General features: G+C 67.4%; 18 protein-coding genes. 13 read left to right on the top strand and 5 right to left on the bottom strand.

What is annotated here, in order from left to right; translation table 11 throughout:
* Positions 1-34 precede the first annotated feature (34 nt).
* The 3 genes from ileS (at position 35) to N5I32_RS10615 (ending at position 4,520) form a co-directional block, all read left to right on the top strand.
* Positions 35-3,049 carry an isoleucine--tRNA ligase gene (gene ileS / locus N5I32_RS10625; protein ID WP_261496000.1) on the top strand — a complete coding sequence of 1,005 codons (3,015 nt, stop codon included), beginning with the start codon at positions 35-37 and terminating at the stop codon, positions 3,047-3,049.
* Between the two features lie 120 nt (positions 3,050-3,169).
* Positions 3,170-3,619 carry a methylated-DNA--[protein]-cysteine S-methyltransferase gene (locus N5I32_RS10620; RefSeq protein WP_261495998.1) on the top strand — a complete coding sequence of 150 codons (450 nt, stop codon included), beginning with the start codon at positions 3,170-3,172 and terminating at the stop codon, positions 3,617-3,619.
* Between the two features lie 64 nt (positions 3,620-3,683).
* Positions 3,684-4,520: an EamA family transporter gene (locus N5I32_RS10615; RefSeq protein ID WP_261495581.1), complete on the top strand. Its 837-nt coding sequence runs from the start codon at positions 3,684-3,686 to the stop codon at positions 4,518-4,520.
* A 13-nt stretch (positions 4,521-4,533) separates the two neighbouring features.
* On the opposite strand, the gene N5I32_RS10610 is transcribed toward N5I32_RS10615, so the two are convergent.
* From N5I32_RS10610 to fsa, 4 genes are read right to left on the bottom strand one after another with little or no spacing between them, the layout of a single operon-like run.
* The gene (locus tag N5I32_RS10610; RefSeq protein ID WP_261495579.1) at positions 4,534-5,226 is read right to left on the bottom strand and encodes a CDP-alcohol phosphatidyltransferase family protein; all 693 of its coding nucleotides are present in this window, start codon (positions 5,224-5,226) and stop codon (positions 4,534-4,536) included.
* A gap of 39 nt (positions 5,227-5,265) precedes the next feature.
* Entirely contained in the window at positions 5,266-6,186 is a 921-nt protein-coding gene (locus N5I32_RS10605; RefSeq protein WP_439648193.1) for a tyrosine recombinase XerC, read from the bottom strand.
* A 19-nt stretch (positions 6,187-6,205) separates the two neighbouring features.
* A complete protein-coding gene (locus N5I32_RS10600) occupies positions 6,206-6,913 on the bottom strand; it encodes a DUF484 family protein (RefSeq protein ID WP_261495577.1) in 708 nt (235 codons plus the stop codon).
* A 54-nt stretch (positions 6,914-6,967) separates the two neighbouring features.
* On the bottom strand, positions 6,968-7,621 hold the full coding sequence (gene fsa, locus N5I32_RS10595) for a fructose-6-phosphate aldolase (protein ID WP_261495575.1): 654 nt from the start codon (positions 7,619-7,621) through the stop codon (positions 6,968-6,970).
* 86 nt (positions 7,622-7,707) lie between these two features.
* On the opposite strand from fsa, the gene N5I32_RS10590 reads away from it, so the two are divergent.
* The 5 genes from N5I32_RS10590 (at position 7,708) to N5I32_RS10570 (ending at position 13,395) form a co-directional block, all read left to right on the top strand.
* Positions 7,708-9,903 carry a primosomal protein N' gene (locus N5I32_RS10590; RefSeq protein WP_261495574.1) on the top strand — a complete coding sequence of 732 codons (2,196 nt, stop codon included), beginning with the start codon at positions 7,708-7,710 and terminating at the stop codon, positions 9,901-9,903.
* 58 nt (positions 9,904-9,961) lie between these two features.
* Complete coding sequence (locus tag N5I32_RS10585; protein ID WP_261495572.1) at positions 9,962-11,209, top strand: MFS transporter; 1,248 nt, start codon at positions 9,962-9,964, stop codon at positions 11,207-11,209.
* Between the two features lie 126 nt (positions 11,210-11,335).
* Complete coding sequence (gene msrA / locus N5I32_RS10580) at positions 11,336-11,965, top strand: peptide-methionine (S)-S-oxide reductase MsrA (protein ID WP_261495997.1); 630 nt, start codon at positions 11,336-11,338, stop codon at positions 11,963-11,965.
* A 114-nt stretch (positions 11,966-12,079) separates the two neighbouring features.
* Positions 12,080-12,952: a 50S ribosomal protein L11 methyltransferase gene (locus N5I32_RS10575; protein ID WP_261495571.1), complete on the top strand. Its 873-nt coding sequence runs from the start codon at positions 12,080-12,082 to the stop codon at positions 12,950-12,952.
* A 95-nt stretch (positions 12,953-13,047) separates the two neighbouring features.
* On the top strand, positions 13,048-13,395 hold the full coding sequence (locus N5I32_RS10570) for a hypothetical protein (protein ID WP_261495569.1): 348 nt from the start codon (positions 13,048-13,050) through the stop codon (positions 13,393-13,395).
* A gap of 78 nt (positions 13,396-13,473) precedes the next feature.
* On the opposite strand, the gene N5I32_RS10565 is transcribed toward N5I32_RS10570, so the two are convergent.
* Positions 13,474-13,662 carry a DUF1127 domain-containing protein gene (locus N5I32_RS10565; protein ID WP_261495568.1) on the bottom strand — a complete coding sequence of 63 codons (189 nt, stop codon included), beginning with the start codon at positions 13,660-13,662 and terminating at the stop codon, positions 13,474-13,476.
* Positions 13,663-13,976: 314 nt separating this feature from the next.
* Here N5I32_RS10565 and ruvC point away from each other — a divergent pair, with 314 nt between their 5' ends.
* From ruvC to argC, 5 genes are all read left to right on the top strand, one after another.
* Positions 13,977-14,480: a crossover junction endodeoxyribonuclease RuvC gene (gene ruvC / locus N5I32_RS10560; RefSeq protein ID WP_261495566.1), complete on the top strand. Its 504-nt coding sequence runs from the start codon at positions 13,977-13,979 to the stop codon at positions 14,478-14,480.
* Positions 14,477-15,139, top strand: a complete 663-nt coding sequence (gene ruvA / locus N5I32_RS10555) for a Holliday junction branch migration protein RuvA (protein WP_261495564.1) — start codon at positions 14,477-14,479, stop codon at positions 15,137-15,139. The genes ruvC and ruvA overlap by 4 nt, the downstream gene beginning before the upstream one ends.
* A 3-nt stretch (positions 15,140-15,142) precedes the next feature.
* Positions 15,143-16,168 carry a Holliday junction branch migration DNA helicase RuvB gene (gene ruvB / locus N5I32_RS10550; protein ID WP_261495563.1) on the top strand — a complete coding sequence of 342 codons (1,026 nt, stop codon included), beginning with the start codon at positions 15,143-15,145 and terminating at the stop codon, positions 16,166-16,168.
* 147 nt (positions 16,169-16,315) lie between these two features.
* A complete protein-coding gene (locus N5I32_RS10545; RefSeq protein ID WP_261495562.1) occupies positions 16,316-16,933 on the top strand; it encodes a DUF2927 domain-containing protein in 618 nt (205 codons plus the stop codon).
* 3 nt (positions 16,934-16,936) lie between these two features.
* Positions 16,937-17,851 carry an N-acetyl-gamma-glutamyl-phosphate reductase gene (gene argC, locus N5I32_RS10540; RefSeq protein ID WP_261495561.1) on the top strand — a complete coding sequence of 305 codons (915 nt, stop codon included), beginning with the start codon at positions 16,937-16,939 and terminating at the stop codon, positions 17,849-17,851.
* Positions 17,852-17,864 lie beyond the last annotated feature (13 nt).

Raw genomic sequence — 17,864 nt, 5'->3', positions numbered from 1 at the left:
CCCTGATCCGATCCCCTTGCCAAGGACGTCCGAGATGTGCGCCGACACGCCTGAAAAGACCGCCCCCGACTACCGCGACACCGTCTTTCTGCCCGAGACCGAGTTTCCCATGCGCGCGGGCCTGCCGCAGCGCGAACCTGACTGGCTGGCCCGGTGGGAACGGATCGGCGTCTATGACCGCCTGCGCGAGAAGACGGGCCCGAATGGACAGAAGCGGACGCCCTTCACCCTCCATGACGGCCCGCCCTATGCCAACGGCCACCTGCACATCGGCCACGCACTGAACAAGGTCCTGAAGGACATGGTGGTACGGTCCCAGCAGATGATGGGCCGCGACGCGCGCTACGTCCCCGGCTGGGACTGCCACGGCCTTCCCATCGAATGGAAGATCGAGGAGCAGTACCGCGCCAAGGGTCTGAACAAGGACGAGGTCGAGACCGTTGCCTTCCGCCAGGAATGCCGCAAGTTCGCCGAAGGCTGGATCGACATCCAGCGCGAGGAGTTCAAGCGCCTGGGCGTCACCGGCAACTGGGCCGACCCCTACCTCACGATGGATTTCCACGCCGAGGCGGTGATCGCCGAGGAATTCATGAAGTTCCTGATGAACGGCTCGCTCTACCAGGGGTCCAAGCCCGTCATGTGGTCGCCGGTCGAGAAGACCGCGCTGGCCGAGGCGGAGGTCGAGTATCACGACCATACGAGCCACACGATCTGGGTGCGGTTTCTTTGGGAGGTCGCGGAACTTTCCACCGACAGGCTACTTTCCGAGACTGAACGCACTGACCTAGATCGGCTCGCGGCAAAATTGCAGTATTCCTCTGTGTTGATCTGGACGACCACGCCTTGGACAATTCCGCAAAACCGGGCAGTCGCCTTCAATCCAGAGATTTCCTACGGTGCCTACGAGGTCGTGTCTCTCGCTGAGAACTCAACAGCGAAAGTCGGTGAGATCGTCGTTGTTGCGGACAAATTGGCAGACTCAATCTTCTCCGCTGCACGCGTTGAAGAACACAAGCGACTTTGTGACGTGCCGTCCGCGCTTCTCCGCCATGTCCGACTGTCCCACCCCTTCCGCGGCGTCGTTGACGAGAACGGCGAACCGACCAAGGAATGGATTTATGACGTCCCGATGCTCCCCGGCGACCATGTCACCGATGACGCGGGCACGGGCTTTGTCCACACCGCGCCCTCGCACGGTGACGACGACTATCAACTTTATCTCCGCTTCAAGGACAGCCACGGGCTGGAGATGACCTACAACGTCGAGCCGGACGGGACCTACCGCTCCTCGCTGCCGCTCTTCGGCGGGCAGCACATCATCCTGCCCGATGGCAAGGAAGGCCCGGCGAACGTCAGCGTGATCAAGCAACTCGCCTATGCCGGCGCCCTGTTCGCCAAGGGCAAGATCAAGCACAGCTACCCGCATTCCTGGCGGTCGAAGGCCCCGCTGATCTACCGCAACACGCCGCAATGGTTCGTGGCAATCGACAAGAGCCTCGACGACGGCATGTCGACCTATGGCGACACGATCAGGAAGCGGGCGCTCAACTCGATCAACCAGCTTGTCGAGTGGACCCCGGTGACGGGCCGCAACCGCCTGCATTCGATGATCGAGGCGCGGCCGGACTGGGTGCTGTCACGCCAGCGTGCCTGGGGCGTGCCGCTGACCTGCTTCGTGAAGAAGGGCGCGCAACCCACGGACGCCGATTTCCTCCTGCGCAACCCGCAGGTCAACGCCCGCATCACCGCCGCCTTCGAAGCCGAGGGCGCGGATTGCTGGTATGTGGAAGGCGCGAAGGAGCGGTTCCTGTCCGGCATCGTCAACCCCGGTGACTACGAGCAGGTGTTCGACATCCTCGACGTCTGGTTCGACAGCGGATCGACCCACGCCTTCGTCCTGCGCGACCGCCCGGACGGGACGGCGGACGGGCTGGCGGACCTTTACCTCGAAGGGACCGACCAGCACCGGGGATGGTTCCATTCGTCGATGCTGCAAGCCTGTGGCACCAAGGGCCGCGCGCCCTATCGGGGCGTCCTGACCCATGGCTTCACGCTCGACGAAAAGGGCATGAAGATGTCGAAGTCGCTGGGCAACACCGTGGCCCCGCAAGAGGTCATCGGCGAATACGGCGCCGACATCCTGCGCCTGTGGGTGGCGCAGTCGGACTATACCGTGGACCTTCGGATCGGGAAGGAGATCCTGAAAGGGACGGCAGACAGCTACCGGCGACTGCGCAACACCATGCGCTTCCTGCTGGGCAATCTTTCCGGGTTCTCCGAGGGCGAACGGGTCGCGCCGCAGGAGATGCCGGAACTTGAACGCTGGGTGCTGCACCGGCTGGCGGAACTGGACCACATGGTGCGCAAGGGCTATGCGGCCTACGACTTCCAGGGCGTGTTCCAGACGCTTTTCACCTTCTGCACGGTGGACCTGTCGGCCCTCTACTTCGACATCCGCAAGGACGCGCTTTACTGCGATGCGCCGACTTCGCTGCGCCGCCGGTCGGCGCGCACGGTTCTCGACATCCTTTTCCACCGGCTGACGACCTGGCTGGCGCCCATCCTCGTCTTCACGATGGAGGAAGTCTGGCTGTGCCGCTTCCCCGGCGAGGGTTCGTCGGTGCACCTTGTCGACATGCCCGAAACCCCGGCCGACTGGCTGGACGAGCCGCTGGCGCGCAAGTGGGACAACGTCCGTCGCGTCCGCCGCGTGGTGACGGCGGCGCTGGAGATCCAGCGCACGGCCAAGGTCATCGGCGCCTCGCTCGAGGCGGCTCCGGTCGTGCATGTCGAGGATGCCGAGGTTCTGGCAGCGCTGAGGTCGGTCGATTTCGCCGATCTCTGCATCACCTCCGCCATCGTGCTGACCGGCGACCCCGCCCCCGGTGAGGCGTTCCGCCTGCCCGAGGTGCCGGGCGTCGGCGTGGTCTTCGAGGCCGCCGAGGGGGAGAAATGCCAGCGCTGCTGGAAGATCCTGCCCGATGTCGGCAGCCACAAGCACGCGGGCACCTGCCATCGCTGTGACGAGGTGTTGGCCGGGAACGGTTGACACCACGCGCGCCGTGGCCCCGGGGCGAACCGGGGCCGGGCGCAGGGCCGCGGGCCGGGTCGGCCTCGAAGGCGGCCCCGGCTTCTTGACCGCGACCGGAAGGTGGCGCACCCTGCCGCCATGCCGGACCTGAGCGTTGAGAGCCCCTATGGCCGCCTGACCCTGACCGAGGAGGACGGCCGCATCACCCGCCTGCGCTGGGGCGGAGAGGGGGAGGATGCGACGCCCCTGCTGGCCGAGGCCGCCCGCCAGCTGGACGCGTACTTCGCTGGCACCCGGCGTGCCTTCGACCTGCCGGTCGCATTCGTCCCCGGCCTCGGCGGCGATGTCATGCGCGCGATGCTGGCCATTCCGTTCGGCGAAACCCGCACCTACGGCGACCTGGCGAAAACCCTTGGCGCCCCCGCGCAGGCGATCGGCCAGGCCTGCGGCGCCAACCCCGTGCCGATCATCGTGCCCTGCCACCGCATCCTTGGCGCCAGCGGGCTGGGCGGATTTTCCGCCCCCGGCGGGATCGAGACCAAGGTGGCGCTGCTCCGGCACGAAGGGGCGGGCTCGCTCCTGCTCTGACATCCCGACGCGTTCCTTGCGCCCGCGCCTCGGGGGCGCTACCGCTTGCGCAACGAGGGACGGCATGAGCCTTTTCATCTTCTTCAGCGTTCTTGGCGCGGCGGTTCTGCATGCCGGTTGGAACGCCCTGCTCAAGATCGGCGCGTCCCGCATCGCGACGATGATGGCGCTGTCCGGCGTGCAGGGTATCATCGGCCTTGCCATCGCGCTGTCCTGGCCAGTGCCGGAGCCGAGGGTCTGGCCCTGGATCCTCGCCTCCGGCGCGATCCACACCGCCTACAAGCTCTTCCTGACCTTCGCCTATGAGCACGGCGACCTGAGCCGGGTCTATCCGCTCGCGCGAGGGACCGCGCCGATGATCACCCTTGCGGTGGGCGCGATCTGGCTGGGCGAAAGCGTCAGCGCGGCCGAGACGGCGGGGATCTTTCTTCTGGGTGCGGGCATCCTGCTGCTGGCGCGCGGCGTCTGGACCAGCGGGGAATCGCTTCGCATGCTGCCCTTCGCCTTCGGGTCCGCCTGCGCGACGGCGGGATACACCCTGGTCGACGGGATCGGCGCGCGCCTGGCCGACGGCTCCACCGTCTATGTCGGCTGGCTTTTCGCGGTGGACGGCGCGCTGTTCGCCGTGGCGATGCTTTGGCTGCGGGGGCGTTCCGCCCTGCCGCCGAACTGGCGCGTCTGGGCCGCGGGCGGCACCGCCGCCGTTGCCTCCTACGGGTCCTATGCGGTGGCGGTCTGGGCGATGACGCTTGCGCCCATCGCGCTTGTCGCCGCGCTGCGCGAAACCTCGATCCTGTTCGCGGTGCTGATCGGCTGGCTCCTGTTCGCAGAACGGATGACGCCCGCCAAGGCGCTTTCGGTCGCGATGATCGCCGCGGGCGTGATCGTCACGCGCCTCTGACGCGGAGGCGTCGTCAGTTGCGTTCGGGGATTGCCTGCTGCGCCACGCCTGCGACGAGAAGATAGATCGAGGTGATCGCAAGGCCCCAGTGGGCGAGGGCGCCCGACACGAAGTCGAACCAGGCGGTCCATCCGGCAAACCCCGTCCAGGCCAGCGCCATCGGCAGCGACAGGCCGCGCCAGCGCTGGGTCCGGACCGGGTGGATGAACTTCAGATTGGTGAACATCGTTGCGGCCAGAATGACGATGATCCCGGTCATCAGGTAGAAGTTCGGCTCCAGCGCGAAAAGGACGAGGACCACCATGTTCCAGCAGGCGGGAAAACCGGCAAAGGAATTGTCCTTGGTCTTCATCCGCGTGTCGACGAAATAGATCGCGCTGGCATAGGTGATGACGATGATCGCAAGCCAGCCCGTCCAGCCCGGCAGAAGCCCCGACTGGAAAAGCGCGAAGGCCGGGATGAAGACATAGGTCAGATAGTCGATGATGAGGTCGAGAAGCACCCCGTCATAGGTCGGCCACTCGGTCTTGACATGGTAGCGTCGCGCCAGCGGGCCGTCGACGCCGTCCACGATCAGCGCGACAACGAGCCAGAGGAACATCAGGCTCCACTTGCCTTGCGCGGCGGCCAGCATCGCCAGCATCGAAAGGACCGCACCGGTTGCGGTGAACAGATGAACGAAAAGGGCCTTGATGCTGGAACTCATCGGTCCCTCTTGGCGCAAATCGGGACTTGAAGCAACCGCTCAGGCACGCCGGTGGGCCTTTTCGTAGACCTCCATCAGCCGTGCCGTGTCAACCGCGGTATAGGCCTGCGTGGTCGACAGCGAGGCATGCCCCAGCAGTTCCTGGATCGCGCGCAGGTCGCCGCCCGCCGCCAGCAGATGTGTCGCGAAACTGTGGCGCAGCGCATGGGGGGTCGCGCTGGCGGGAAGCCCCAGCGCGCCACGGGCCCGTTCCATCGACCGCGCGATCAGGCGCTGGTTCAGCGCCCCGCCCCGCGCGCCGCGAAAAAGGGGGGACGCAGGTTCCCCGGCCAGCGGAAAGGGGCAAAGCCGGACATAGTCCGCGACCGCCGCCTGTGCCGCGGGCAGGACAGGCACGATCCGCTCCTTGCCACCCTTGCCGCGGATGCGCAGGACCGTGGGCAGGCTCGCCTCGGCCCCGGTCAGCGACAGCGCCTCGGAGATGCGCAGGCCGCAGCCGTAAAGCAGCGTCACCACCGCCGCATCGCGGGCCGCGATCCAGTCCTCGCGCGCCATGTCGGCGACGGTGCCGATGACGGCGCGCGCGGCATCCTCGGACAGCGGGCGCGGCAGCTTGCGCTGATAGCGCGGGCTTCTGGCCGACAGCACCGCGGTCGGATCGAACCCCTCGCGTTCCGCCAGCCAGCGGATGAACCCCTTGACCGAGGACAGGATACGCGCCGCGGACCGGGCCGAGACGCCGCGACCGCGCGTGTGGGCAAGGAAGGCCCGCATGTCGGTCTGGGAAGCCGCTGCGAGGCGGGCGACACCCAGGCTTTCGCCATGGTGGGCCGCAAGGAAGGCGAGAAATCCCGAAACGTCGGCCTCATAGGCCCTCAGCGTGTTCGCGGACGCCCCGTCCAGCGCCTTCAGGTGCGACAGCCACCCGGCCATCGCATCGCGCAGCGCGGCGGACAGCATCAGGCCCATCCGCCTTCCCTCAGCCCAGCCACCGGCGCATCGCGCGTTCGAAAACGCCGGCGAAGAAGGTCAGAAGGTCGGTGCCATGGCTCGGACGGAACTGTTCGGGGTCCTCGGAGCCCATCACCAGCATCCCCGCCATCCGCCCCGCCCCGAGGTCGAGCCGGAGGAGCGCTTCGGAGGCGATCCAGTCCGCACGCTCGCCATGAAGGGCCGCAAGCTCCCGCTGGACCGGGCGCAGGACGACGGGGCGCATGGGTGCGGGGCGTCCACCGCGCATGTACGCCTCGATGAAGCCCGGTTCGGTCACCGCCAGGATCGCGCCGAAGCGGCCAAGTGCCGCTACCTCCCCCGACTGTGCGCTTTCCAGCACGAGGCGAATGGAATCCACCCGCAGGATCTGGGCGACATCGGTCGCGATGCAGGTCAGAAACTCCTCGAACCCGAGCGGTTCCAAGAGCTTGAGGATCGCGCGGTGGATCTGGTTGGTGCCTGCGAGGTTTTCATAGGCGGCCGCAATGACGCTGCGGTGGGTATCCTCCAGCCGGTCGAGCCGCGCCTCCAGCCGCTCCATCGCGATGCCGCGCAGGTCGACGATGTTGGCGCCCATCGCCCGCTCGTTGGCGGAGATGAGCGCGCGCATCAGGTCGCGGTCCTCAAGGATCACTTCCGGCGCCGCCATGATCCTGGCGCGCAACTCCGCTGCGATGGCGGCGCTTTCCGACATGTCCGTCCCTTTATCTGCCCGATCAGACTGGTTTTTCAGGGACTATACACCGTCCTACAGGATTTTCTGCCCCGTTTTTGCCCAGTCCTTCAGAAACTGGTCCAGACCCTTGTCGGTCAGCACGTGATTGGCCATCGACTTGATCACCGACGGCGGCGCGGTCACCACGTCGGCGCCGATCTTGGCGCAGTCGATCACGTGATTGACCGACCGGATCGAGGCCGCGAGGATCTCGGTGGAGTAGGTGTAGTTGTCGTAGATGATGCGGATATCCTCGATCAGGTCGGTCCCGTCATAGTGGATGTCGTCGATCCGGCCGATGAAGGGCGAGATGAACGAGGCGCCGGCCTTTGCCGCAAGGATCGCCTGCGCGGCCGAGAAGCAGAGCGTGACGTTGACCTTCAGCCCCTCGGATGCGAAAGCCTTGCAGGCGGTGAGTCCGTCCCAGGTCAGCGGCACCTTGATCGCGATGTTCGGCGCGATCTTGGAAAGCTTCAGCCCTTCGGCGATCATCGCCTTGGCCTCGGTGGCCACGACTTCGGCGGAAACGGGGCCCGAGACCATGTCGCAGATCTCTTTCGTGACCTCCAGGATGTCGCGGCCCGATTTCAGGATCAGCGAGGGGTTGGTGGTCACGCCATCGACCATGCCAAGGTCGTTCAGTTCCCTGATGGCGGCGGTATCGGCGGTATCGACGAAGAATTTCATGGCTGCGGTCCCCGGACTGGCGGCTGGTGTCGGGCGCCCTTCTAGCGCATGCCGTCACCCTTCGGAACCCATGACGGGCGCGCGGCATGGCTGAGGCGGATTTTTTTGACGAGGGCGCGCTCGTCGCGGTGCTGACGACCGAACCGCTGGGCCGCGCGCTTGACTACCGCGCCCCGGCCGGCGGCTGCTTCGCGGGCGCCTTCGTCGAGGTGCCGCTGGGCCCGCGCCTTGTTCTCGGCGTCGTCTGGGGGCCGGGGGAGGGCGGCTTCGATCCCACGAAGATCCGGCCCGTGACCCGCGTGCTGGACGCAGCGCCGATGGGTGGGGCGATGCGCGTCTTCCTTGAGCGCGCGGCCGACTACACGCTGACGCCGATGCCGGCGATGCTGCGGCTGGCGACCCGCGCGCCGGGGCTGGCCGATCCGCCGGGACCGCGCAAGGTCTACCGCAAGGGCTGGGCCGCGCCGGACCGGCTGACCGACGCCCGCGCCCGCGTGATGGCGGTGCTGGACGATTACGGCGGCGCGGCCTTCACGCTCGGCGAACTCGCAGGGCTTGCTGGCGTCGGCAGCGGCGTCGTCAAGGGGTTGGTGAAGCAGGGCGTCGTGGCCGAGGAGGAGGCGCCGCGCGACCTTCCCTATCCCCGTCTCGACCCCGATCTTGCGGGCAAGGCGCTGGCCGAGGACCAGGCGGCGGCTGCCGACCGCCTGCGCGCGGCCGTCGCGTCCGGCCGCTATGGAACCACGCTGTTGAAGGGCGTCACCGGGTCGGGCAAGACCGAGGTCTACCTGGAGGCGGTGGCAGAGTGCCTTCGGCAGGGCCGTCAGGCGCTGGTTCTCCTGCCGGAAATCGCGCTGACCGCCGAGTTCCTCGCGCGGGTCGAGGACCGATTTGGCGCAAGACCCGGCGAATGGCATTCCGGCGTCACCCAGACCGAACGCCGCCGGTTGTGGCGGATGGCGGGCGAGGGGGGCGTCGGGCTGGTCGTCGGCGCGCGGTCGGCGCTGTTCCTGCCGTTCCGCGACCTCGGCCTCATCGTCGTCGACGAGGAACACGACACCTCCTACAAGCAGGAGGACGGCGCACTCTACAACGCGCGCGACATGGCGGTGCTGCGGGCGTCCCTGTGCGATGCGCAGGTGGTGCTGGCCTCTGCCACGCCTTGCCTGGAAACCTGGGTCAATGCCGAGGCCGGGAAATACGCGCGCATCGACCTGACATCGCGCTTCGGGGTGGCGGAACTGCCCGAGATGCGGGCGATCGACATGCGGGCCGAACGGCTGGAACCGAACCGCTGGATCGGCCCGACGCTGGCCGGGGCCGTCCGCGCCCGGATCGAGGCGGGGGAACAGGCGCTCCTGTTCCTGAACCGCCGCGGCTATGCCCCCGTCACCATCTGCCGGGCCTGCGGCCACCAGATCGGGTGCGACCACTGCGACGCGCGGATGGTGGAGCATCGTTTCCTCAAGCGCCTGGTCTGCCACCAGTGCGGCGAGACCCGGCCGATGCCGGAGACCTGCCCGAACTGCGGCGTGGCGGGGCGCCTCGCGCCGGTCGGGCCGGGGGTCGAACGTCTGGCCGAGGAGGTGGCCGAACGCTTCCCCGAGGCACGGGTCGCGGTCCTGTCGTCGGACCTTTTCGGCTCTGCCCGGGCGCTGAAGGAAAAGATCGTGGAGATCGCCGGCGGGGGCGCCGACATCATCATCGGCACGCAGCTTGTGGCCAAGGGGCACAATTTCCCACTCCTGACGCTCGTGGGCGTGATCGACGCCGACCTGGGGTTGCAGGGATCGGACCTTCGCGCCGCCGAGCGCACGTTCCAGTTGATGCGGCAGGTGTCGGGGCGGGCGGGGCGGGGCGAACGGCCGGGGCTGGCGCTTCTGCAGACCTACCAGCCTGAGCACCCCGTCATCCGCGCCATCCTTTCGGGCGAGGAAGAGGCGTTCTGGCGCGCCGAGGCCGCTGAGCGGCAGGCCGCGGGGATGCCGCCCTTCGGCCGGCTTGCCGGGGTCGTCCTGTCGTCGCCCGACGTGCAGGCGGTTTTCGACTTCGGCAACGAACTGGCCCGTCGCGACGCGCCGCTGCGCCGGATCGGCGCGCAGGTGTTCGGCCCCGCACCGGCCCCGATCGCGCGCGTCCGCGGCCGCCACCGCGTGCGGCTTCTGGTCAAGGCGGCCAAGGGCGTGGCGCTTCAAGCCGCGCTGGCCGAATGGGTGGGCCAGATCAGGCCACCCGCGAACCTTCGGCTGTCGATCGACATCGACCCGCAAAGCTTCTGGTGACGCGGCCGGCCGCTCCGGCGCTTCTGCTTTGCTCTCGCCAAGGTCGGATCGACGCGATATGCCGTTGCCCATGCGGCTGCACGTCCTTCCCCTGCGCGAGACCGACCACCTCCCCCGCTGGCGGCGGCCGTCGGTGCTTCTGTTCGTGATGGCCGCGGCGATGCCGGTGGCCTTTTCCACCTGGTCCGCGCTTCTGAACAACTTCGTCATCACCGCCGCCGCCTTCGACGGCGCCGACATTGGCCTTCTGCACACGGTGCGGGAGATTCCGGGCTTTCTGGCCATCGGGGTGATCTTCGTCCTCCTGTTCCTGCGTGAACAGGTGCTGGCGCTGCTGTCCCTGACGCTGCTGGGTGTGGCGACGGCGGTCACGGCCTGGTTCCCCTCGCTGGGCGGGATACTCGCCATCACGCTCCTCTCCTCGATCGGCTTTCACTACTACGAGACCGTCAACCAGTCGCTGCAACTGCAGTGGATCGACCGCAAGCGCGCGCCGCAAACGCTTGGCTGGATCGCCGCGGCGGGGTCAGGCGCGACGCTGGTGGCCTATGTCCTGATCGTGCTGACCTGGCGGCGGTTCGACCTGTCCTACAACTTCGTTTACCTGGTTTCGGGCGGGTTCACAGCGCTGGTCGGGCTCGGCTGCCTTCTGGTCTACCCTCTCTTCGAGGCACCCCATCCGCAGGAAAAGCGGCTGATCCTGCGCCGCCGCTATTGGCTTTACTACCTGCTCCAGTTCTTCGCCGGCGCCCGGCGGCAGATCTTCGTCGTCTTCGCCGGCTTCATGATGGTCGAACGCTTCGGGTTTTCCGTGGACGAGGTGACAGGGCTGTTCCTCATCAACCTCGTCGCCAACATCTTCTTCGCGCCGATCATGGGACGGGTTGTCGCAAAATGGGGCGAACGCCGGGCGCTGATCTTCGAATACTCCGGCCTGGTCTGCGTATTCCTGGCTTACGGCGGCATCTACCTGTTCGGCTGGGGCGTGATGCTGGCGGCGGTGCTCTACGTCCTTGACCACATGTTCTTCGCGCTGGCCATCGCGCTCAAGACCTACTTCCAGAAGATTGCCGCGCCCGAGGATATCGCCCCGACGGCTGCGGTCGCCTTCACCATCAACCACATCGCCGCCGTCTTCCTGCCGGTGACGCTTGGCCTGGTCTGGATCGCCGCGCCGGCCGCCGTCTTCCTGATTGCCGCCGGCATCTCCGCTGGGTCGCTCATGCTGTCGTTCCTCATCCCTCTCGACCCGGAGCCGGGGCGGGAGACGATCCTGACCCGGCCCGTGGCCGCGCCGGCCGAGTAGCCGGCCAGACCGCTTCACGATCGCGTCGCATCATCTGGCGCGGCCGCAGGGGGCGACCTATATTCCGCTCGTGAGGATCAAGGAGGTTTCACGGTGCTCAACGCGCTCTTCGGACGGCCCGCCCGCATGCCCGCGCAGGAGGAGGCCCTACCGGGCCGTCCCGACCCCATTCCCACGGCCGAGTTCCATTTCCTGTCGGGCCTGCCGCTGAAATCCCCGGTTCCGGCCGGCATGGAAGAGGCGATGTTCGCCATGGGCTGCTTCTGGGGGGTGGAGCGCAAGTTCTGGCAGGTCGAGGGGGTCTGGCTGACCATGGTCGGCTATTCCGCCGGCATCACGCCGAACCCGACCTACAGGGAAACCTGCACCGGCCTGACCGGCCATACGGAGGTGGTCCGGCTCATCTACGATCCGCAGATCGTAAGCTACGAGGAGCTTCTGAAGGTCTTCTGGGAAAACCACGACCCGACGCAGGGCAACCGGCAGGGCAATGACGTGGGCACGCAGTACCGCTCGGGCATCTACACCTATACGAAGGCGCAGGCCGAGGCCGCCGAGGCGAGCCGCGCCGCCTATGCCGATCGCCTGAGGGCTGCGGGTTACGGGGCCATCACCACCGAAATCCGCCCCGCCGAGGAGTTCTACTTTGCCGAGGACTACCACCAGCAGTATCTGGCCAAGAACCCGGACGGCTACTGCGGCATCGGCGGGACCGGGGTGACCTGCCCCATCGGGCTTCCCGCTGCACGCGGCTGAACCGCGCGGGCAAAGGGGGCGGCAAGACGCCCCGCCCGAACCGCTGCCGCGCTTGACCCGGACCGGGCCGGGGCCTAAGGCCGGACGCACCCTTTCCCGCGTCCCGGAGCCGCCATGCCCGTCTTTTCCGCCCTGACCACGCTTGACACCCGCGAAGCGGCCGAAGCCCTCGCCGGGGCGCTGGAAAACCTTGAGCCCGAACCCTCCGGCGTTGGCGTCTTCGAGATCGAGGACGGGTCAGGGCAGTACGAGGTCGGCGCCTATTTCGAGGAGGCCCCTGACGGCATCGGCTTGGCGCTCATGGCCATGGCCCACGGCGCGCGCCCCTTCGTCATCTCGGAAGTTCCGGACACCGACTGGGTGGCCCATGTGAGGCGGGAATTGCAGCCGGTCGAGGCGGGACGGTTCTTCGTCTATGGAAGCCATGACGCGGACCGGGTGCCCGCAGACTGCGTGCCGCTTCTGATCGAGGCCGCCATGGCCTTCGGAACCGGGCATCACTCGACCACCAAGGGCTGTCTCCTGGCGCTCGACCGGCTGGAGCGCGCGGGATTTCGCGCCCGCAACGTCGCGGACATCGGCTGCGGCACCGCGGTTCTGGCCATGGCCGCCGCCGCGATCTGGCCCGAGCCGGTCATCGCGTCGGACATCGACCCCGTCGCCGTCGAGGTTGCGGCCGCCAACGTGGCCGCGAACGGCATGGCCGACCGAGTGCACTGTGTCGAGGCGGCCGGGTTTGACCACCCGGACCTGACGGCGCGCATGCCCTACGATCTGGTGTTCGCCAACATCCTGAAGGGGCCACTTGTGGCACTCGCCCCCCGGATGGGGCAGGCGATTGCGCCGGGCGGGAAGGCGATTCTGTCCGGCATCCTGAACACGCAGGCCGACGAGGTCGCAGCGGCCTACAAAATGACAGGTTTCGGTGTCATCGGGCGCGACGAACTCTCCGATTGGACGACATTGGTGCTGGAGCGGAACGAATAAGCCGAAAGACGGGACGAGCGCCCAATTTTCGCCTTATTTTCAACGCAGCTTCAACGTTGGCGGGGGCGCGCCGAAAAAGTTCAGGAGATTGGCAAGTGGTCGATCCCAATATGAAAGACTTCTACGGCCGTGTCGACCGCATCCAGCGGATCCATGCCGCGGGTGGCGGGTTCGAGGCGGAGGGAACGCTGGGTATGTTCCATTACAACGCGCAGCGCAGGCGGCGTTACCGCTCCACCTGGATCATGCCGATCCTGCTCGTCGCGCTCACTGTCCTGCTGATCAAGGCCGGTGTCCTGGCCGTGATCGGGCAAGATTTCTACGACGACCGCGTCGCCATGCTGCAGCAGGGCACCGTCATCGACCAGGCCGGCGCCTATGTGCTGGAGGCCGGCCAGGCAACCATCTGGCTTTCCGAGGTCATCCGCGGCGTGATCCGCTGATCGACCGCCTACGAGCAGAAAAGGCCGTGTCCGGCGATCCGGGCACGGCCTTTTTTTGCGGCTGCGTCGTGAAAGATCTCAGCGGCGCGCGATGTCTTCGATGTCACCGCGGCACAGCCCGATATCGTCAAGTTCGCGGTCCGACAGGCGCGACAGCGCGTTGCGGGTGACGCGGGCATCGTTCCATGCGGCAACGATCGAAACGAGGCTGGAGAAGAAGCCGGTGTGAAGGCCGGAAGCGGCGCGGGTGTTGGTGTAAGTCGTCATTGTCCTGATCCTCAGAAATCCTGGTGCAGAGGCTTTCCCCTGCGGCTGAGGAGGATTTAGACAGGCCCGTGTGCACCGGCAAGGGATGCGCTTGCAGTGCCGCCATGCAGCGATTGCATGGGTCGGGGTTCCGTTAACTTCCTGCAATAAAACGGTTTCTGCAAGTGCAAAAAGTGTCGTTTTCTGCGCATGCAAAGACGATTTCCGACCTCGTCGATCACAGGCGCGTCAGCTGATCGCCCGACCATTCTCTCTTTGCGATGTTCGCCTTTCGTGCTAGTCGTGTCCGAAAAGCAACACGAGCAGGGTGAAACATGCGCGTTCTCGGGATCGACCCGGGGCTCAGGAACCTCGGCTGGGGGGTGATCGAGGCCAAGGGATCGCGACTCAGCCATGTCGCAAACGGCATCATCCACTCCGAGGGCCGGGATCTGGCCGAACGGCTGAAATCGCTGCACGAGGCGTTGACCGAGGTGATCCTGCGTCATGTGCCCGATGCGGCGGCCGTGGAGCAGACCTTCGTCAACAAGGACGCGGTGGCGACGCTGAAACTGGGCCAGGCCCGCGGCATCGCGCTTCTGGTCCCGGCGCAGGCGGGGCTTGCAGTCGGGGAATATGCGCCGAACGCCGTCAAGAAGGCAGTGGTCGGCGTCGGCCATGCCGCCAAGGGTCAGGTCGAACACATGGTGCGATTCCAGCTTCCGGGGGTGGAACTCGCCGGGCCTGACGCGGCCGACGCGCTGGCCGTGGCGATCTGTCATGCGCACCACCTGCAAAGCGCCGGCCGGCTGGCCGCCGCGCTGAAGGGGGCGGCATGATCGGGCGGATCGCGGGCGTCATCCTGCACCGGGCGATGGATCATGTGCTGATCGACGTGCGCGGGGTGGGCTATGTCGTCCACGTCTCGCAGCGCACCGCGGCGGCGCTGCCCCCTGTGGGGGAGGCTGCGGCGCTTTATACCGACCTTCTGGTGAGGGAGGATCTGCTCCAGCTTTTCGGCTTTCCGACGCTTCTCGAAAAGGAATGGCACCGGCTTCTGATGACGGTGCAGGGCGTGGGGGCCAAGGCGTCGATGGCCATTCTCGGCACGCTCGGGGCAGAGGGGCTGGCCCGCGCGATCGCGCTGGGCGATTCCGCCTCGATCAAGGCCGCGCCCGGTGTCGGGCCGAAGTTGGCGCAGCGGGTGGTGATGGAACTGCGCGACAAGGCCCCGACTGTCATGGCGCTGGGCGGAACGCTGACGGTCGATCTGGCCCCTTCGGATGACGTGGTCGAGGTGGCCGCCCCGCGCAAGGCCCAGCCCGCGCCGCGTCCCGAGGCGGCGGCGACGGCCGAGGCGCTGTCGGCGCTCATCAACCTCGGTTATGGCCAGGGCGAGGCGGCGGCGGCCGTCGCGCAGGCGGCGGGGGAGAATGCGGGCGCAGAGACGCCGGCCCTGATCCGCGCGGCGCTGAAGCTTCTGGCACCGAAGGGCTAGGCGATGGAACCCGATCCCACCCTGCGCGCGACCCGTCAGCCCGAGGATGTCGACCGGCCGATGCGCCCGCAGGCGCTGTCGGAATTCGTCGGGCAGGAGGAAGCACGGGCCAACCTGCGCGTCTTCATCGAAAGCGCGCGGCGGCGGGGCGAGGCGATGGACCACACGCTCTTCCACGGGCCGCCCGGCCTTGGCAAGACGACGCTGGCGCAGATCATGGCGAAGGAACTGGGCGTCAACTTTCGCATGACCTCCGGCCCGGTTCTGGCGCGCGCGGGGGATCTGGCGGCGATCCTGACCAACCTCGAGGCGCGGGATGTGCTGTTCATCGACGAAATCCACCGCCTGAACCCGGCGGTGGAAGAGGTGCTTTACCCCGCGATGGAAGATTTCGAGCTGGACCTCGTCATCGGCGAGGGGCCGGCCGCGCGGACGGTCAGGATCGAGTTGCAGCCCTTCACGCTGGTCGGCGCGACAACGCGGCTTGGCCTGCTGACAACCCCGTTGCGTGACCGGTTCGGCATCCCGACCCGGCTCCAGTTCTATACCGTCGACGAGCTTGACCTGATCGTCAGCCGTGGCGCGCGGCTGATGGGGATACCAGCCGCATCCGATGGCACGCGCGAGATTGCGCGGCGCGCGCGCGGCACGCCGCGGATCGCCGGGCGGCTCCTGCGCCGGGTGGTCGATTTCGCGCTGGTCGAAGGCGACGGCCACCTGACGCGCGAGATCGCCGACAGCGCGCTGACACGGCTCGGCGTCGATCATCTGGGGCTTGACGGCGCGGACCGGCGCTATCTGACGCTGATCGCCGAGAACTACGCGGGCGGGCCGGTGGGCGTCGAGACGCTTTCGGCTGCACTTTCGGAAAGCCGCGACGCGATCGAAGAAGTGATCGAGCCGTTCCTGCTCCAGCAGGGGCTGATTCAGCGGACGCCGCGCGGACGGATGCTGGCGCAGAAGGCCTGGACGCATCTTGGCCTGCCGCAGCCGAAAGTCCCCGGACAGTCCGATCTGTTCGGGAAGTGAAGGGTTCGCTTCCTTTTACGAACGGAAACCGCCCCGGAATGTGGTGAAACTGATGCGTTTGCCCAGGCGCGTTCGCACCCGCCCTGCCGGGTCGGCTTGCATTCGCTACCGGCCTGTCGCAAAGCACGCCGACTAGAGGACATCGCCATGACCGCCGACCAGATCGAGGCCCTGTTCACCCGAAGCGCGGGCGCATACGTCTTTGCCCGCTGGGCGCGCCCGATCGTGCCGGTGGTCTTCGGCGTCGATGACGCAACGCTCACCGTCGTCAAGGGCGCGATCGAGGCGGTGGTCACGCTGGCAGGGCACCGGATGGCCGAGACCGACCCCGAACAGGGGGCGAACCTGATGATCTTCTTCCTGCGCGACTGGGCGGAGCTTGTGGAACTGCCCGACCTCGACCGGCTGGTTCCGGGGCTGGCGGCGCTGATCCCGCGGCTCGAGGGGGAAGGGGCAAGCCAGTACCGCCATTTCCGATTTGAGGATGATGGCGCGATTCGGGCCTGCATCGCCTTTGTCCGCATGGGTGCGGAACTTGCGGACGTGCCCGCGGCCGAACTTGCGCTGGGTCTGGCGGCGCAGGTTGTCCTGCTCTGGTCGGATCGCGCATTTCGCGACCGTTCCCCCCTCGCGCAGGCGGGGGGTCATGTGATATTGCGCCCCGACGTGGCGGGGCTGATCCGTGCGGCCTACGATCCGGTCTTGCCGGCGGCGGCCCGCGATCCGGCCCATGCCCTGAGACTTGCGGCGCGAATGGGAGCGTGAAGGATGGCGAACAAGGTCTTCATCGATGGCGAGGTCGGCACGACGGGTCTTCAGATCCGCGAGCGTCTTCTGCGTCGTGATGACATCCGCCTGATCTCCCTGCCCGAGGCGCAGCGCAAGGATCGCGCCGCGCGGCTTGAGGCCTTTGCGCAGGCCGACGTCTCGATCCTCTGCCTGCCCGACGCGGCGGTGCACGAGGTCGCGCCGGACCTGAAAGCCATGGGCGCGCGGGTGATCGACGCCTCGACCGCGCACCGGGTCGACCCGGACTGGGTTTTCGGCTTCCCGGAGATGGCGGCGGGCCAGCGGGACGCGATCCGGACGGCGAAAAGGGTGTCCAACCCGGGCTGCTGGTCGACCTGTGCGATCGCGCTGATCCGGCCTCTGGTCGCGGCTGGCCTGATTGACCCGGCGCATCCGCCGGCGATTTCCGGCGTCTCGGGCTATACGGGCGGCGGCAAGTCGATGATCGAGGAATTCGACAGCGGCAAGGTGGAAGGCTCCTTCCTTTACGGCGCCGCGCAATCCCACAAGCACCTGCCTGAGATCCGCCTGCACGGGCTCCTGAAGCGTGCGCCGGTCTTCGTCCCCTCGGTCGGGCAATATGCGCAGGGCATGGCCGTGGCCGTCGCGATGGATCTAAACCGCGACGGCATCGCCGCGGCCGAGGACGCGCTGCGGTCCGCCTACGCGGGCGAGGCTTTCGTCGCTGTAGTCCCGGCCTCGGTCGATCAGCCGCGGGTGATGCCGCAGCGTCTGAACGGCACCAACCGGCTGGAGCTTTCGGTGCACGGCAATCCCGAAACGGGGGCCGCCACGCTGGTCGCGGTGTTGGACAACCTCGGCAAGGGCGCTTCGGGTGCTGCCGTCCAGAACCTCAACATCATGCTCGGGATCGAGGAGGGGCGGGGCCTGTGACCCGCGAACGGCG

The organism is Albidovulum sediminis, from assembly GCF_025380365.1.
GTDB lineage: Bacteria > Pseudomonadota > Alphaproteobacteria > Rhodobacterales > Rhodobacteraceae > Albidovulum > Albidovulum sediminis.
This window is presented reverse-complemented; position numbering and strand designations above follow the sequence as displayed.

What these genes read in the sequence shown, in the direction of transcription:
- N5I32_RS10565 (WP_261495568.1), bottom strand. Translation starts at nt 13,662, where the DNA reads ATGACGACTTACACCAACACCCGCGCCGCTTCCGGCCTTCACACCGGC.
- ruvB (WP_261495563.1), top strand. Translation starts at nt 15,143, where the DNA reads ATGGAACCCGATCCCACCCTGCGCGCGACCCGTCAGCCCGAGGATGTC.
- N5I32_RS10615 (WP_261495581.1), top strand. Translation starts at nt 3,684, where the DNA reads ATGAGCCTTTTCATCTTCTTCAGCGTTCTTGGCGCGGCGGTTCTGCAT.
- argC (WP_261495561.1), top strand. Translation starts at nt 16,937, where the DNA reads ATGGCGAACAAGGTCTTCATCGATGGCGAGGTCGGCACGACGGGTCTT.
- ileS (WP_261496000.1), top strand. Translation starts at nt 35, where the DNA reads ATGTGCGCCGACACGCCTGAAAAGACCGCCCCCGACTACCGCGACACC.
- N5I32_RS10620 (WP_261495998.1), top strand. Translation starts at nt 3,170, where the DNA reads ATGCCGGACCTGAGCGTTGAGAGCCCCTATGGCCGCCTGACCCTGACC.
- N5I32_RS10545 (WP_261495562.1), top strand. Translation starts at nt 16,316, where the DNA reads ATGACCGCCGACCAGATCGAGGCCCTGTTCACCCGAAGCGCGGGCGCA.
- N5I32_RS10590 (WP_261495574.1), top strand. Translation starts at nt 7,708, where the DNA reads ATGGCTGAGGCGGATTTTTTTGACGAGGGCGCGCTCGTCGCGGTGCTG.
- N5I32_RS10605 (WP_439648193.1), bottom strand. Translation starts at nt 6,186, where the DNA reads ATGCTGTCCGCCGCGCTGCGCGATGCGATGGCCGGGTGGCTGTCGCAC.
- N5I32_RS10600 (WP_261495577.1), bottom strand. Translation starts at nt 6,913, where the DNA reads ATGTCGGAAAGCGCCGCCATCGCAGCGGAGTTGCGCGCCAGGATCATG.
- fsa (WP_261495575.1), bottom strand. Translation starts at nt 7,621, where the DNA reads ATGAAATTCTTCGTCGATACCGCCGATACCGCCGCCATCAGGGAACTG.
- ruvC (WP_261495566.1), top strand. Translation starts at nt 13,977, where the DNA reads ATGCGCGTTCTCGGGATCGACCCGGGGCTCAGGAACCTCGGCTGGGGG.
- msrA (WP_261495997.1), top strand. Translation starts at nt 11,336, where the DNA reads ATGCCCGCGCAGGAGGAGGCCCTACCGGGCCGTCCCGACCCCATTCCC.
- ruvA (WP_261495564.1), top strand. Translation starts at nt 14,477, where the DNA reads ATGATCGGGCGGATCGCGGGCGTCATCCTGCACCGGGCGATGGATCAT.
- N5I32_RS10585 (WP_261495572.1), top strand. Translation starts at nt 9,962, where the DNA reads ATGCCGTTGCCCATGCGGCTGCACGTCCTTCCCCTGCGCGAGACCGAC.
- N5I32_RS10575 (WP_261495571.1), top strand. Translation starts at nt 12,080, where the DNA reads ATGCCCGTCTTTTCCGCCCTGACCACGCTTGACACCCGCGAAGCGGCC.
- N5I32_RS10610 (WP_261495579.1), bottom strand. Translation starts at nt 5,226, where the DNA reads ATGAGTTCCAGCATCAAGGCCCTTTTCGTTCATCTGTTCACCGCAACC.